Annotated in this window: 10 protein-coding genes; 8 read left to right on the forward strand and 2 right to left on the reverse strand. The window is 65.2% G+C overall.

Going from position 1 to position 14,820, the window contains the following annotated elements; genetic code table 11:
* The first annotated feature begins 20 nt into the window (after positions 1-20).
* Positions 21-1,952 (forward strand): alkyl/aryl-sulfatase, encoded by a 1,932-nt coding sequence (locus ACLFLU_RS13190; protein ID WP_426412611.1) that lies wholly within the window; start codon positions 21-23, stop codon positions 1,950-1,952.
* Positions 1,953-2,134: 182 nt separating this feature from the next.
* Here ACLFLU_RS13190 and ACLFLU_RS13195 read toward each other — a convergent pair whose 3' ends face one another.
* Entirely contained in the window at positions 2,135-3,205 is a 1,071-nt protein-coding gene (locus ACLFLU_RS13195) for a glycosyltransferase family 4 protein (RefSeq protein WP_426412612.1), read from the reverse strand.
* A gap of 273 nt (positions 3,206-3,478) precedes the next feature.
* Here ACLFLU_RS13195 and ACLFLU_RS13200 point away from each other — a divergent pair, with 273 nt between their 5' ends.
* The 6 genes from ACLFLU_RS13200 (at position 3,479) to ACLFLU_RS13225 (ending at position 11,782) form a co-directional block, all read left to right on the forward strand.
* Positions 3,479-5,242 carry an ABC transporter ATP-binding protein gene (locus ACLFLU_RS13200; protein WP_426412613.1) on the forward strand — a complete coding sequence of 588 codons (1,764 nt, stop codon included), beginning with the start codon at positions 3,479-3,481 and terminating at the stop codon, positions 5,240-5,242.
* Between the two features lie 60 nt (positions 5,243-5,302).
* Positions 5,303-7,507, forward strand: a complete 2,205-nt coding sequence (locus ACLFLU_RS13205) for a glycogen debranching N-terminal domain-containing protein (protein ID WP_426412614.1) — start codon at positions 5,303-5,305, stop codon at positions 7,505-7,507.
* Between the two features lie 22 nt (positions 7,508-7,529).
* Positions 7,530-8,051: a PRC-barrel domain-containing protein gene (locus tag ACLFLU_RS13210; RefSeq protein ID WP_426412615.1), complete on the forward strand. Its 522-nt coding sequence runs from the start codon at positions 7,530-7,532 to the stop codon at positions 8,049-8,051.
* 23 nt (positions 8,052-8,074) lie between these two features.
* Positions 8,075-9,394, forward strand: coding sequence for an MFS transporter (locus ACLFLU_RS13215; RefSeq protein WP_426412616.1), 1,320 nt, complete (start codon positions 8,075-8,077; stop codon positions 9,392-9,394).
* Between the two features lie 210 nt (positions 9,395-9,604).
* Positions 9,605-10,747 (forward strand): patatin-like phospholipase family protein, encoded by a 1,143-nt coding sequence (locus tag ACLFLU_RS13220; RefSeq protein WP_426412617.1) that lies wholly within the window; start codon positions 9,605-9,607, stop codon positions 10,745-10,747.
* An 84-nt stretch (positions 10,748-10,831) separates the two neighbouring features.
* Complete coding sequence (locus ACLFLU_RS13225) at positions 10,832-11,782, forward strand: oxygenase MpaB family protein (protein ID WP_426412618.1); 951 nt, start codon at positions 10,832-10,834, stop codon at positions 11,780-11,782.
* 202 nt (positions 11,783-11,984) lie between these two features.
* Here the strand turns inward: ACLFLU_RS13225 and glgA are convergent, their stop codons facing one another.
* Positions 11,985-13,373: a glycogen synthase GlgA gene (gene glgA / locus ACLFLU_RS13230; protein WP_426412619.1), complete on the reverse strand. Its 1,389-nt coding sequence runs from the start codon at positions 13,371-13,373 to the stop codon at positions 11,985-11,987.
* A 243-nt stretch (positions 13,374-13,616) separates the two neighbouring features.
* On the opposite strand from glgA, the gene ACLFLU_RS13235 reads away from it, so the two are divergent.
* Positions 13,617-14,813: a CaiB/BaiF CoA transferase family protein gene (locus ACLFLU_RS13235; RefSeq protein ID WP_426413980.1), complete on the forward strand. Its 1,197-nt coding sequence runs from the start codon at positions 13,617-13,619 to the stop codon at positions 14,811-14,813.
* Positions 14,814-14,820: the final 7 nt, after the last annotated feature.

The following is a 14,820-nucleotide window of genomic DNA, read 5'->3' on the forward strand; positions in this document are numbered from 1 at the left end:
ATCAAGCCGGGAGGATACAAATGACCGAGATTTCCAGCAATGAGCCGAAGGACGCAACGCCGTCCGTCATTGCGCAGCAAACGGCGATGCTGAATGCGCTGCCGTTTTCCGACACACGGGATTTCGACGACGCTGCGCGCGGCTTTCTCGGCACGATCGAGCACGCGAAGATTGCGAACCCGCAGGGACGGACGGTCTGGAGCCTCGAGCCTTATGGCTTTCTGTCCAGCGAGCAGGCTCCGCCGACGGTCAATCCCAGCCTGTGGCGGCAGTCGCGGCTCAACATGCAGCACGGCCTGTTCGAGGTCGTGCCCGGCGTCTACCAGGTGCGCGGGCTCGACATCGCCAACATGACGCTGATCGAGGGCGACAGCGGTGTCATCGTTGTGGACACCCTGACCTCGATCGAGGGGGCGCGCGCCGCGCTTGATCTCTATTTTGAGCACCGAGGCCAGCGGCCGGTCGCGGCCGTGATCTTCACCCACACCCATACCGACCATTGGGGTGGCGCGCGCGGCGTGCTGGAGGAGGATGCGCTGGCCAAGGCCAGCGTGCCCATCATCGCGCCGAATTTGTTCATGGAGCACGCCGTCTCCGAGAACATCATCGCGGGACCGGCGATGCTGCGCCGGGCGCAATACCAGTTCGGGCCGTTCCTGGCCAAGGGGGTACGCGGGCAGGTCGATTGCGGCCTCGGAAAGACCATGGCGGCGGGCGCGGTGGCGCTGCTGCGGCCGACCGACCTGATCATGGCGACCGGGGACAAGCGCGTCATCGACGGCGTCGAATTCGAATTCCAGATGGCGCCGAACAGCGAAGCGCCGGCGGAGATGCACTTCTTCCTGCCGCGCTACAAACTGTTGAACCTCGCCGAGAACTGCACGCATAATTTCCACAATCTGCTGCCGTTCCGCGGCGCCGACGTGCGCGACGCGCTGGCGTGGTCGAAATATCTCAACGAGGCGCTGCAGCTGTGGGGCGGCAAGGCCGAGGCGATGTGCGGCCAGCATCACTGGCCGGTGTGGGGGCGCGAGCGCATCGACAGCATGATCCGCGAGCAGCGCGACCTCTACAAATTCGCGCATGACCAGACCATCCGCCTGATGAACCACGGGCTGAACGCGGCCGAGATCGCCGAGACGATCCAGCTGCCCAAGAGCCTGGAGGGCGCCTGGCACGGCCGCGGTTACTACGGCCATATCCGCCATAACGTGAAGGCGATCTACCAAAAATATCTCGGCTGGTACGACGCCAATCCGGTCAATCTCGATCCGCTGCCGCCGGTGGAGTCGGGGAAGAAGTACGTCGCGTACATGGGCGGCGCCGACGCGATCCTGACGCGGGCGCGTGCCGATTTTGACAAGGGTGAATTCCGCTTCGTGGCGCAGGCGCTCGGCCATCTCGTCTTCGCCGAGCCCGACAATGCAGCGGCGCGCGCATTGCTGGCGGATACGCTGGAGCAGCTCGGCTATGCCGCCGAAAGCTCGACCTGGCGCAACGCCTATCTGTTCGGTGCCCAGGAGTTGCGCCAGGGCATGCCGAAGACTCCGCCGCGTCCGCCGATGCCGCGCGAGACGCTGGCGGCGCTGCGCACCTCACAGCTCTGGGACGTGCTCGGCATTCGCCTCAACGGCCCGAAGGCGGACGGAAGGCACATCGTGCTGAACTGGAATTTTTCGGATACCGGCGAAACGTTCGTGCTCAATCTGGAGAACTGCGCGCTGACCTATACGGAAGGCGTGCAGGCCGACAATGCCGATGCCAGCTTCACGCTGGCGCGCGCGACGCTGGATGAGGTGATCGCGAAGCTGACGAGCTTTCCGGAAGCGGTCGCTGCAGGGAAGGTGAAGCTGTCGGGCAACCCAATGAAGCTCGCCGAGCTGATGGGCTTGATGGACGAGTTTCCGCGGATGTTCGAGATTGTGGAGCCGAAGCGGGCGGTGGTGGGGTAGGGCGCCCTTCTTCCTTCTCCCCTTGTGGGAGAAGGTGGCGCGAAGCGCCGGATGAGGGGTCTCTCTCCGCGGAGATGCTCTTTGCGGTGTGGAGGCAACCCCTCACCCAAGCGAGTGTGCCGCTCTGTTCGCGCAGCCCTCTCCCACAAGGGGAGAGGGCATTTCGCACCGGTGTAGAATCTCTACTCCGCGCTGCTCACCAGCTTGATCCGTGGCGCGGTGGCTTCGGTCAGGCTGCGATAGGCCGCGAGATAGTCCAGTGCCATGCGCCGCGCCGTAAAGCGCTTCTCGAACTGCTTGCGGATGGCGGTGCGGTCGAGCTGCGCGAGGCGGCCCACGACGCCGGCGGCGCTGAGGATGTCCTCGACCACGAAGCCGGTGAGGCCCTCGTCGATGATCTCCGGCACCGAGCCGCGATTGAAAGCAACCACCGGCGTGCCGCAGGCCATGGCTTCAATCATGACGAGGCCGAACGGCTCCGGCCAGTCGATCGGTAGCAGCAGGCCGAGCGCACCGCTGAGGAAATCGGACTTCTCGTGATCGCTGATCTCGCCGATGAAATCCACCAGCGGGTTGTTCACGATCATCGGCTTGATCAGCTCGTCGTAATAGTCCTGGTCGGCGCGATCGACCTTGGCCGCAATCTTCAGCGGGATGCCGCAATGCATGGCGATCTTGATGGCGCGGTCGACGCCCTTCTCCGGTGCGATGCGGCCGAGCACGGCGAGATATTCCTGCTTCGCCGGCTTCGGCGTCAGCAGGTTTTCCGGCAGACCATGGTGGATGGTCGTCACCCAGTTCGCCTGCGGCACCGGGCGCCGCTGTGCATTCGAGATCGAGATGACAGGCATCTTGGAGAAGGTGTTGAAGACAGGCTGATGCTCCGGCAGATCGAGCCGGCCATGCAGCGTGGTCAGGAACGGCGTCGGCTGCCGGTAGAACAGCGACCACGGATAATAGTCGAGATGGAAGTGGAGGAAGTCGAACTCCTCGTCGTCACATTTTTGCCGCACGCGCTCCAGCAGCACCATGTGCAGCGCGTTGGGATCGCGCACGGAACCGTCGAGGCGAAGCGCCCGCGGCCATAATGCATCCAGCTTCGCCGATGTCCGCGAGTCGCCGCTGGCGAACAGCGTGACGTCGTGACCAAGGCCAACCAACTCTTCCGTCAACCAATGCACCACCCGCTCGGTGCCGCCATACAGCTTGGGTGGAACAGCCTCCGTCAACGGAGCTACCTGCGCAATGCGCATCTCACCTTCTCCTTTGTGTGATCATGGAAGTTAAGCCCCTACCGACTTCGGCACCGGCATGCCGCGGAGGGAACGTTCTCGCATTTGCGAAGTTCCTTCTCCCGAACGTTACTTCTTCGACACACTGCAGCGTGGCCGCGATGATGCCATCACCTCATCTCACATCGTCCGCATCCGCATGTCGTGATGGTTTCGCCCGGGAACCGAGGCGAAGCGGTCGATGTTCAATCGGCTAAGAGAAAAATCGAAATCATCACGACGGGGTCGCAACGAATGGATCATCTTTCTGGATACGCGCGCAGGCCATTTGCCTTTGTCTTGCGCTATCTGCGGCGTCGATTGGCGTCGCATCTGGTGATCCTGGGCGCCGTCGTTGCTGCCGTTGCCTGCTCGGTAGGCACGCAATACGGCGTCAAATCGCTGGTCGACGCCTTGTCCGCGGGAACCTCGCATGGTGGCAGCGTATGGCTGGCATTCATTCTGCTCATGTCGCTGATTGCTGCCGACAACTTCCTGTGGCGGATCGCGAGCTGGACCGCCAGCTTCACCTTCGTTCGCGTCACGGGTGATTTGCGCCGCGACATATTTCGTCATCTGACCGGGCATGCGCCGAGCTACTTCTCGGACCGGATGCCGGGCATGCTGACCAGCCGCATTACCGCCACATCAAATGCGGTGTTCACCGTCGAGAACATGTTCGTCTGGAATGTGTTGCCGCCGTGCATCGCCACAATTGCGGCGATCGGGTTGATTGGAACCGTGAGCCCTTATATGGCGCTCGGCTTGATCGTGATCGCAGGTGGCATGGTGGTCGCGATGTTCCATCTGGCCGCGGCCGGCAAGCCGTTGCATGACGATTTTGCCGACAAGGCCGCCGCCGTCGACGGCGAGATGATCGACGTCATCAGCAATATGCCATTGGTCCGCGCCTTCTGCGGTATTGGCCACGAGCATGAGCGGTTCGATGCCACGGTGAACCGGGAGGTCAATGCGCGCGGGCGCAGCTTGCGCTATCTGGAGAAGCTGCGGTTGTTGCATGCCGCCGTGACCGTGGTTTTGACGATTGCTCTGATGGCCTGGGCCGTCACGCTCTGGCAGCAGGGCGAGGCGACCACCGGTGACGTCGTGCTGGTCTGTACACTCGGCATTTCGATCCTGAGCGCGACCCGCGACCTCGCGGTGGCGCTGGTCGACGTCACCCAGCATGTCGCGCGCCTGACCGAGGCGATCGCCACGCTGCTGGTGCCGCACGAGTTGCGTGATCACCCCGAGGCCGAGCCGCTGGTCAAGACCGGCGCCGCGATCGCGTTCAACAACGTCACCTTCGGCTATCCCGGGGCCGAGAAGATCTTCGAGCGGTTCAGCCTGCGGCTGCAGCCCGGCCAGCGCGTCGGCCTGGTCGGCCAGTCCGGCGGCGGCAAGTCGACCCTGTTCACGCTGCTGCAGCGCTTCTATGATGTCGATGATGGCAGCGTGACAGTCGATGGTCAGGACATCTCGATGGTGACGCAGCAGAGCTTGCGCGAGGCGATTTCCGTCGTGCCGCAGGATATTTCGCTGTTCCACCGCTCCATTCGCGAGAACATCCGTTACGGCCGGCCGAACGCGACCGACGACGAGGTGCTACGCGCTGCGATTGCGGCGCGTTGCGACTTCATCGATAGTCTTCCGGACGGTCTCGACACCATGGTCGGCGACCGCGGCGTGAAAATGTCGGGAGGCCAGCGCCAGCGCATCGCAATCGCGCGGGCATTCGTGAAGGATGCGCCGATCCTGCTGCTCGACGAGGCGACCGCGGCGCTCGACAGCGAGTCCGAGGAAGCGATCCGCGAGGCGCTGGGGCGCCTGATGCGCGGCCGCACGGTGATCGCGATCGCGCATCGCCTTGCAACGCTGCGCAATTTCGACCGGGTGGTCGTGCTCAAGAACGGCAAGATCATCGAGGACGGTGCGCCCGACCGCCTGATGCAGCGCCACGGTCCGTACCATGACCTGGTGACGCAGGAAATGAGCCGGCTCGCGAAGTTCGCCGCGTAAAACCCAGACGTTGCGTTTGCGTTGGCCGCGTTCGAAAAACAAGCCGCAGGGGAGCAGCTCATGGCAGCCGAAGCCGCGACCAAGATCATTTCGGCATCGCAGACGATAGAGACCGTCGCGGAGCAAGCGTTCTACATTCCGATGACGGGGCCCGCTGCGCGGCCCCGTCGCTCGCTCAAGCACGATGACACCTTTATCGTGCTGGACAGCCATGGCGACATCGGAGCGTCGGCCGGCGGGCCGGATGGGCTGTTCAACCATGACACGCGCTATCTGGCCCGGCTGGAGCTCGTGCTCGACGATCTCCAGCCGCTCTTGCTTGGCTCGAACCTGCGCGACGACAATTCGGGATTGACAGTCGACCTGACCAATCCCGACATCTATCGCCAGGGCCGTATTGTCCTGCAAAAGGACCTGCTGCACATCGTGCGCACGATCTTCCTGTGGCGCGGAACGGCGTATCAGCGCATCGGGCTGCAGAACCACGGCGAGCAGCGCGCCAGTTTCGAGCTGACGCTGCTGTTTGACAACGATTTTGCCGATCTGTTCGAAGTGCGCGGCGAGCGGCGTCCGCGCCGCGGCACCGGCACCAGCAAGCTGCTCGGGCCGACCGACGTCCTGTTCGAATATCGCGGTCTCGACGACGCCGAGCGAACGACCGGACTGCATTTCGATCCGCGTCCGACGCGGCTCTCGGTCAATGCCGCGACCTGGCAGCTCGAGTTGGATCCGCATGAGACGAAATCGCTGTTCGTGGCCGTGTCCTGCAACCGGCCGATCGCGGAGAAGCCGGCGCGCTTCTTCAGGAGCCTGCTCGCGCATCGTCGCGAGATGCGGCAGTCGACGATCGGCGCGGCCAGCATCGAGACGTCCAACAACATTTTCAACGAGGTGCTGTGCCAGGCCATGGCCGACCTCAACATGCTGATGACGGAGACGCCGCAGGGGCGCTATCCCTATGCCGGCATTCCCTGGTACTCGACGACCTTCGGCCGCGACGGCCTGATCACGGCGCTGCAGATGTTGTGGGTCGATCCGCGGGTCGGCAAGGGCGTGCTGCGTCGGCTTGCGCATTTCCAGGCCAAGGCGGTCGATCCGCTCGCCGATGCCGCGCCCGGAAAGATCCTGCACGAGATGCGCGGCGGCGAGATGGCGGCGCTGCGCGAGGTGCCGTTCTCGCAATATTACGGCAGCGTGGATTCGACCGCTTTGTTCGTCCTGCTCGCCGGCCGTTATGTCGAGCGCACCGGCGACGAGAAAACGCTGGTCGAGCTGTGGCCGGCGATCGAAGCCGGGCTCGCCTGGATCGACGGTCCCGGCGACCCCGACCAGGACGGCTTTGTCGAATACCAGCGCGCCACGGAAAAGGGGCTCGCCAACCAGGGATGGAAGGACTCTTTCGACGCCATCTTCCACGCGGACGGCAAGCTCGCGGAGGGCAACATCGCGCTCGCCGAGGTCCAGGGCTATGTCTACGCCGCAAAACAGCTCGCCGCGCGATGCGCGCTGCGGCTCGGCAAGCCTGACGTCGCCAAGCGGCTCGAGGCGGAGGCGAAGACGCTCGCCGAGCGTTTTGAGGAGGCGTTCTGGTGCGAGGAGCTCGGAACCTACGCGCTTGCGCTCGATGGCAAGAAGCGGCGATGCGAGGTGCGCACCTCGAATGCCGGGCAGGTGCTGTTCAGCGGCATGGTCCGCGAGGACCGCGCCCGTCTCGTCGCGGCCGATCTGATGCAGCCGCATTTCTTCTCGGGCTGGGGCATCCGCACCGTCGCGCGCGGCGAGGTGCGCTACAACCCGATGTCGTATCACGACGGCTCGATCTGGCCACACGACAATGCGCTGATCGCGCTTGGCTTGGCGCATTACGGGCTGAAGCATTCGGTAGCCCAAGTGTTCAAGGGCCTGTTTGACGCCGCGACCTACATGGATTTGCGCCGGCTGCCGGAATTGTTCTGCGGCTTCCGCCGCGAGAAGCGGCGCGGCCCGACGCTCTATCCGGTTGCTTGCGCACCGCAGGCCTGGGCCAGCGCGACGCCGTTCACGCTGCTGGAGGCGGCGCTCGGCATCGAGTTCGACGCCGCGCGCTGCGAGATCCGCCTGCGCAATCCGCAACTGCCGGCGTTCTTGAACGAGATCATCTTGCGCGATCTGCGATTGGGCGAATCCAGCGTCGATCTGCGCGTCAGCCGCCACGGCCACGACGTGGCGCTGGAGGTGCTACGGACGCGCGGTCAGATCCAGGTGTCGATCGTGCTGGCGCGCTAGCGGCGCGCGGCAAGGAGGGGTCATGCGTACCGCCGGATGGTTGGTCCTGAGTGTGGCGATCGTCGCGGGATTGACGGTTGCCGTATCGCGTGCCGCGGAGCAGCCGCCCGCGGCCGCAACCGAGGCGAACGCACCGCCGACGGTGCAGCCGCCGGCTTCGGTCGTGCCCGTCACGCCGAAGGATGCGGCGCCGCCGCCGTCGGTGACGATCATCGGCGCCAGCGATGCTCACGGCGTGCTCGGCCGTGACGTGCGCAGCGCTGCGGACGAGGACATGGGTCATATCGTCGACGTCATCGTCGACCTTACCGGCCATGTGCGCGCCGCCGTGATCGATTTCGGCGGCTTCCTCGGCGTCGGCAGCCGCAAGATCGTCGTGGATTGGAACGCGATGCGGTTCGGAAAGATTGTCAACAAGAAGGATAGCATCACGCTGGAATTGACCAAGGCGCAGGTCGCGGCCGCGCCGGAATACAAGGAAGACACGCCGATGGTCGTGCTCGGCGCGTCCGGCAGTCTTCAACCGCTGCAAGCGATTCAGTGAGGCGCGGGGAGGGATGGCCGCCGGTGCTTTTATCGAAGAAGCCGAACCATGGAGCCCGGGATCGCGGCGGCCGCGTTGAGCAGGACAATTTCGCTGGCGCGCCAACGGCCACGGGCATTCCGGCGCCGTCGCGCCGGAGCCTGCGCGGCCTCGACTGGTTCATCTTCTTCCTCGCCGACGTGCAGACCGGATTCGGCCCCTTCATCGCCGTCTATCTGACCACGCAGAAATGGACCCAGGTCGAGATCGGCCTGGTACTGTCGATCGGGGGCATCGTCGCGCTGATCGGCCAGATGCCGGGTGGGGCCATCATCGACGCCGCGAAATCCGAGCGGCTGGTTGCGGCGCTTGCGATCGTAACCATCGGCTGCTGCGCGCTCGCCTATGCGGCGATGCCGATCTTCCCGGTGGTGATCGTGGCGGCCACGCTGCATGCGGCGGCGAGCTGTGTGCTGGGCCCGGCGATCGCGGCGATCAGCCTCGGTTTGGTCGGCCCGTTCGCGATCGGCGAGCGGCTCGGTCGCAACGCCCGCTTTGCGTCGCTCGGCAACGGCGTCGCCGCTGCGGTGATGGGCACGGCCGGATATCTTCTCTCCAGCCGCTCGGTATTCCTTGTCACCTTTCTGCTCGCGATCCCGACCCTGATCGCGCTGTCGCGGATCCGCGAAGAGGAGGTCGACATCGCGCGCTGTCACGGCGAGATGCCGCGCGAGGCGCCGGTTCCCGGCGACACCAATATCTGGCATCTGATCCGGCAGAAACCGCTCATCGTCTTTGCACTGAGCGTGCTGCTGCTGCAGCTCGCCAACGCCTCGATGATGCCGCTGATGGCAAGCGCGGTGACGGCGCGGTCGAGCCAATGGGCGACAGTGCTCGTTGCCTTCTGCATTGTCGTGCCGCAGGCGATCGTCGCGTTGTTGTCGCCGACGGTCGGGCGCAAGGCGCAGCTCTGGGGCCGGCGGCCGTTGCTGCTGATCGGGTTCGCCGCGCTGACAATCCGCGGGGTGCTGTTCGCGACCGTGCGCGATCCCTATCTGCTGGTGCTGGTGCAGGTGTTCGACGGTTTTACCGCGGCGGTGTTCGCGGTGATGATCCCGCTGATCGTGGCCGACGTCGCTTTCGGCAGCGGGCATTTCAATCTGGCGCAGGGCATCGTCGGCACTGCGACCGGCATCGGTGCGTCCTTGAGCACTGCGCTTGGCGGCTATGTCAGCGACAAGTTCGGCAATGCGACCGCGTTCTTCGGGCTGGCGAGCATTGCTGCGACAGGGCTGCTGCTGATCCTGTTCGTGATGCCGGAGACCCGGCGCACCGGCGTCGCTGCAAAAGAAATGGCCGGCTGAACCAGGTCAGCCGGCCACAAATGGTCCTCGGCGGCGTGGCGCGGTCGCCGGCGGTCATGGCCAGCAGCCAGCAAAGCGTTAACGCTCCGCCGGTTCCGCTGATATCTGCACCCCCATCCGGACGATGGTCGCTGGACGGCCGGCGGTCGCCGGGCGTAACAATGCCGGAGGATTTTGCGTAAGGCTCTTTGGAGCAGGAGTGCGACGGGCATGCAGGGAAACGCCGAGATGTGCAGGCCCAACGACCTGCCGGGACAGATCGTGCTGGTGCTGCAGGGCGGCGGTGCGCTCGGCTCCTATCAGGCCGGCGTCTACCAGGCCCTGCACGAGGCGGGCATCGAGCCGGACTGGGTCATCGGCACCTCGATCGGCGCCATCAATGCGAGCCTGATCGCGGGCAACGCGCCGGAGAACCGGCTCGCGCGCCTGAAGCAGTTCTGGAAGCGGATGGAGCAGAGCCCGGCCTGGTCGCTGCGGACCGGCGTTCCCGGCTTCGACGACGTGCTCGGCTATTGGTCGACCGTCACTGGCGGCATTGCTGGCTTCTTCCAGCCTAATCCGCTGGCACATGCCGGCGAGTGCTATCCGCTCGGCGCCGATCGCGCCGGCTATTATTCGACCGCGCCGCTGGAGAGCACGTTGCGCGAGCTCGTCGATTTCAGCCTCGCCAATCGCGGCGCGCCGCGTCTCACGGTTGGCGCTGCGCATGTCGGCACCAGCCAGATGCGCTATTTCGACAGCCGCGACTGCGCGCTGACGGTGAAGCATGTGATGGCCTCGGGTGCGCTGCCGCCGGCTTTCCCGGCGGTGCGTATCGATGGCGAGCTCTATTGGGACGGCGGCATCCTCTCGAACTCGCCGACGGAAGCCGTGTTCGACGACAATCCGCGCCGGGATTCGCTGATCTTCTCCGTGCATCTGTGGAATCCCATCGGCGCCGAGCCGACCACGATGAGAGAGGTCCTGACCCGGCACAAGGACGTGCAATATTCCAGCCGGATCGCGAGCCAGATCGAGCGCCAGCAGCAGGCCCATCGGCTGCGCCACGTCATCAACCAGCTTGCGGCACGCTTGCCCGAGGGCGAGCGCGATGATCCCGCGGTGAGGGAGTTGATCAGCTATGGCTGCTCGACGCGCATGCATGTGGTGCGGTTGCTGGCACCGCAGCTCGATCGCGAGACCTATACCAAGGACATCGACTTCAGCCCGTCCGGCATCATGCAGCGCTGGGAGGCCGGTTACGCGCATACAAGGTCGGTGCTGGCGCGTGCGCCGTGGACCGGCGAATTCGATCCGTTGTCGGGCGTGGTGCTGCACGAGCATATCGACGAGATGCCGCTGGCCGCGGAATAGCGCTGCAAGCCGTCGTCCGCTTCATCGAATTGCCACAGGCCTTGCGGATCGTCGGCTTTCGTCCGCAAGCGAAAGGCCCTGCAAGTGGTGACCGGGAACGATCTGGAATTGGCTCTCGATCGGGTCCGTGCCCAAGCGGCGGGATCGGTGCCCGGCGTGTTCGGTCCTGACACGGTGACCTGGCGGATCGATCGCGAGGCCGTCATCTTTCTCGGTGCCGGCCGTGCGCTGCTGCTTCAACTCGCGCATCCCTGGGTCGCGGCGGCCATTGCCGAGCACTCCAAAACCCTTGCCGATCCGATCGGGCGCTTCCATCGTACCTTCGATATCGTCTTTGCCATGGTGTTCGGCTCGCTCGATCGGGCCATGCTGTCGTCCCGCCAACTGCACCGGCGTCACGGCATGATCGTCGGCGAGATGCCGGAGGCGGTCGGTCCCTTCGCGGCGGGCTCGCGCTATTGCGCCAACGACATCCCGTCGCTGCGCTGGGTTCACGCGACACTGGTCGAGACCGCGCTGATGGCGCACGATCTGGTGCTGCCACCGCTCTCGGTGGAGGAGCGCGAGCGCTACTGGACCGAGGGCCGGACGTTTGGCGCGCTGTTCGGTCTGACGGCCGATGATCTGCCGGCGGACTGGTCCGGCTTTGCGGCCTACACCGCAGCGATGGCACAGTCGGATACGCTGACCGTCAGCCCGGCGGCACGCGAGATCGCCGCGCAGATCTTTGGCGGTGCGCGCCCATGGTTGCGGCCGCCGCGCTGGTATCGCGCGCTCACAGCGAGCCTTTTGCCGGAGCGTCTGCGCGCAGGCTTTGGGTTTGAGCTTGATGAGCGCGACAAGAGGGCAGCCGACAATGCGCTGAGATGGATACGCCGCGTCTATCCGAAATTGCCCGACCGGCTGCGCTATGTCGGCCCCTATCAGGAAGCGCAGGCCCGGCTCCGAGGGGAGCCGCAGCCCGACTGGATGACCCGCTGCCTCAATCGCGCCTGGATCGGCCGGCCGCGGATGGATGCGCGCGGGAAGGGGTGAGGATCTCCACTCTTAATCCGTCATCCTCAGGTGCGAGTGGCGCGATGCAAAAGCATCGCGCCGGGAGCCTCGAAGGATGCACGGCCCCGCTGCTGCAGGCGGGCCGTCGCCCTTCGAGGGCCGCTGAAGGAGCGGCCACCTCAGGGTGACGGGAGATAGAGTAGCGCTCGCAATGACGGAGGTTGTGGAAGCAGATCCTGCCTCACACCGCCGCCAGCTTCCGGTACAGCGCGCTGTAGCTTCCCGCCGAGATGTTCCACGAGAACGACCGGCCCATGGCGCTGCGGCGCATGGTGTCGAGCTGGTCCTGGGCCATGAACGCCTCGAAGGCGCGGCGGACACCGCCGAGGAACGACTCGTGCGAAGGTCTTGAGAACAGGAAGCCGGTCTCGCCGTCGGTGATGGTTTCTGCAAGGCCGCCGGTCTGGTGGCCGATCGGCAGCGAGCCGAAACGCTGGGCATACATCTGGCTGAGCCCGCACGGTTCGAAGCGCGACGGCATCAATGTGAAATCGCTGCCGGCAAAAATGCGCCGCGCCTGGGCGTCGTTGAAGCCGATGGTGACGCCGATGGCGTCGGGACGGCGGCGATGGGCGTCGACCAGCGCCTGCTCGAGCGCCGGCTCGCCGGATCCGGTGACGACGATCTGCCCGCCGGCATCGATGATCTCGTCGGCCGCCGACAGCACGAGGTCGATACCCTTCTGGTGCACGAGGCGTGCGACGATCGCGAACATCGGCCCGCGCGAGACCGCGAGGCCAAACTGCTTGCGCACGTAATCCGCATTGGCCTTCTTGCCGACCCAGTCGCCGGCGCCGAATTGCTGCGCGAGCTGGGCGCAGGAGCGTGGGTCCCAGCTCTCGTCGATGCCGTTGAGGATACCGGTGAGCTCCGATGCATCGGAGCGGACGCGGAGCAGGCCTTCGAGGCCGCAGCCGAATTCCTCCGTCGTGATCTCGCGCGCATAGGTGCCGCTGACGGTGGTGAGGTGCGAGGCATAGACGAGGCCGGCCTTGAGGAACGAGAGCTGGTCGTAGAACTCGACGCCGTCGATGTGGAAGGAGCTTTCGGGAACGCCGATCCGCCGCAGCGAGTCCTTCGGGAAGAGACCCTGATAGGCGAGGTTGTGAATGGTCAGGATCGACGGCAGCTTGGCGCCGCGCCAGGCGAGATAGGCCGGCACGAGCGAGGCCTGCCAGTCATTGGCATGGACCAGGTCTGCTGCCCAATTCTTGTCCAGCTTGCCCATCGCAAGCTCAGCGGCAGCCGAAGCAAAGCGTGCGAAGCGGATGTCGTTGTCGGGCCAGTCGCGCCCGGACTCGTCGCCATAGGGATTGCCGGGCCGGTCGTAGAGTTGTGAGCACAACAGTACATAGACCGGCAGGCCGTCCTTGGTGGCGGCCCGGCCGAGCGAGCAGGCCGGCATCTCCGCGAACGCCGGGCAGCGCCCAACGATCTGAATATGCGTGAGTTGCTCGATGATATCGCGATAGCCGGGCAGCATGATCCGGATATCGGCGAAGGGGCGGAGCGCTCGGGGGAGGGCAGCGGAAACGGCACCAAGTCCGCCGACGCGGACGAAGTCGTCCATCTCTGTGGTAACGAATAAGACCCTCAAGAACGATTGCCCTCTCCCGATCCCGATTGCTGCTATGCAAGATCGGGTCCAGTTGTCCTGAAAATCGCTAGCCCCCCTGCGAGGCGCGTCCGTTCGGTAAAGACTTTCCTACTCAGCCGCCGCCATCTAGGGTCTGCGCACCAACAACAGGGAACATCGATGGTTCCTAAGGGCCCCAAGGACACCGGCAAGGACGCAGGCAAGGACGCGGCACGTATGCAGTTAGCAGATAAGCATGAGGGGACGACGACAAAGGCCTTCGCCGGCCTGCGGGTCCTGGATTTTTCGACCACGATCGCCGGCCCCCATTGCGCGCGGATGCTGGCCGACATGGGCGCCGAGGTCATCAAGATCGAGACCGACGGCGGCGAGACGATGCGGACGCGGCCGCCGTTGCGCAAGGGCTGCAGCACCGTGTTCGGCCAGCTCAATGTCGGCAAGAAGAGCGCGGTGCTCGACCTCAAGTCCGAGGACGGCAAGGAGGCGGTCCGCCGGCTGGTCGCCACCGCAGACATCCTGGTCGAGAATTTTCGTCCGGGCGTGATGCGTCGGCTGCGGCTCGACTATGACAGCCTCCGTTCGGTCAATCCCAGGCTGATCTACTGCTCCATCTCCGGCTATGGCCAGAGCGGTCCCTCGGCCGAGCTGCCGGCCTACGCGCCGGTGATCCATGCGGCGTCCGGCTACGACATGGCGCATCTCGCCTACCAGCCCGGTCGCAACCGTCCGGACTATTGCGGCATCTACCATGCCGATGTCGTCACCGGCACCTACGGCTTCGGCGCGATCGCATCCGCGCTCTATCAGCGCACCGTGACCGGGCTCGGCCAGCACATCGACGTCTCCATGCTGGAGTCGATGCTGACCTTGACGGTGATCGAGCTGCAGAACTCGCAATTTGCGGTGAAGCCGCCGCCGCGCCCGATGTTCGGGCCGACCGAGACGGCCAACGGCTATGTCATGATCACGGTCGCCAGCGAGAAGACGTTCCAGGCGCTGATGGGCGTGATCGGCCGTCCCGAATGGATCTCCGATCCGCGCTTCGCCTCCTACGCTCCGCGGCGCGAGCACTGGGCCGACATGATGGACGGCGTCGAGGAGTGGTCCAAGCAGCTCACGACTGACGCATGTCTTGTGGATTTAAGCGCTGCCGGCGTGCCGGCCTCGGCCTATCGCACGATCAAAGAAGCCCTGGCCGACCCGCAGCTCGCGCACCGGCAGGCGCTCTCGTCGGTGGACGACGGAGGCGGCTCGTTTAGGGTGATCAACCTGCCGTTCCGGATGACGGGCGCCGATACTACGCCGGGCGAGACCGTGGCCGAGCTCGGCGAGCACACGCGCGAACTGCGCGAGGAGATCGGCCTCGGCGGCGCGGCGCCAATTCCGTCAGGCAAAACACAAGCGACCAGCTGAGCGCGTC

The organism is Bradyrhizobium ganzhouense (assembly GCF_049949285.1).
GTDB classification, from domain to species: Bacteria; Pseudomonadota; Alphaproteobacteria; order Rhizobiales; family Xanthobacteraceae; genus Bradyrhizobium; species Bradyrhizobium ganzhouense.

Coding starts and splice junctions, on each gene's coding strand:
- ACLFLU_RS13205 (WP_426412614.1), top strand. CDS start 5,303: ATGGCAGCCGAAGCCGCGACCAAGATCATTTCGGCATCGCAGACGATA.
- ACLFLU_RS13200 (WP_426412613.1), top strand. CDS start 3,479: ATGGATCATCTTTCTGGATACGCGCGCAGGCCATTTGCCTTTGTCTTG.
- ACLFLU_RS13235 (WP_426413980.1), top strand. CDS start 13,617: ATGCAGTTAGCAGATAAGCATGAGGGGACGACGACAAAGGCCTTCGCC.
- ACLFLU_RS13190 (WP_426412611.1), top strand. CDS start 21: ATGACCGAGATTTCCAGCAATGAGCCGAAGGACGCAACGCCGTCCGTC.
- ACLFLU_RS13220 (WP_426412617.1), top strand. CDS start 9,605: ATGCAGGGAAACGCCGAGATGTGCAGGCCCAACGACCTGCCGGGACAG.
- glgA (WP_426412619.1), bottom strand. CDS start 13,373: ATGGACGACTTCGTCCGCGTCGGCGGACTTGGTGCCGTTTCCGCTGCC.
- ACLFLU_RS13195 (WP_426412612.1), bottom strand. CDS start 3,205: ATGCGCATTGCGCAGGTAGCTCCGTTGACGGAGGCTGTTCCACCCAAG.
- ACLFLU_RS13210 (WP_426412615.1), top strand. CDS start 7,530: ATGCGTACCGCCGGATGGTTGGTCCTGAGTGTGGCGATCGTCGCGGGA.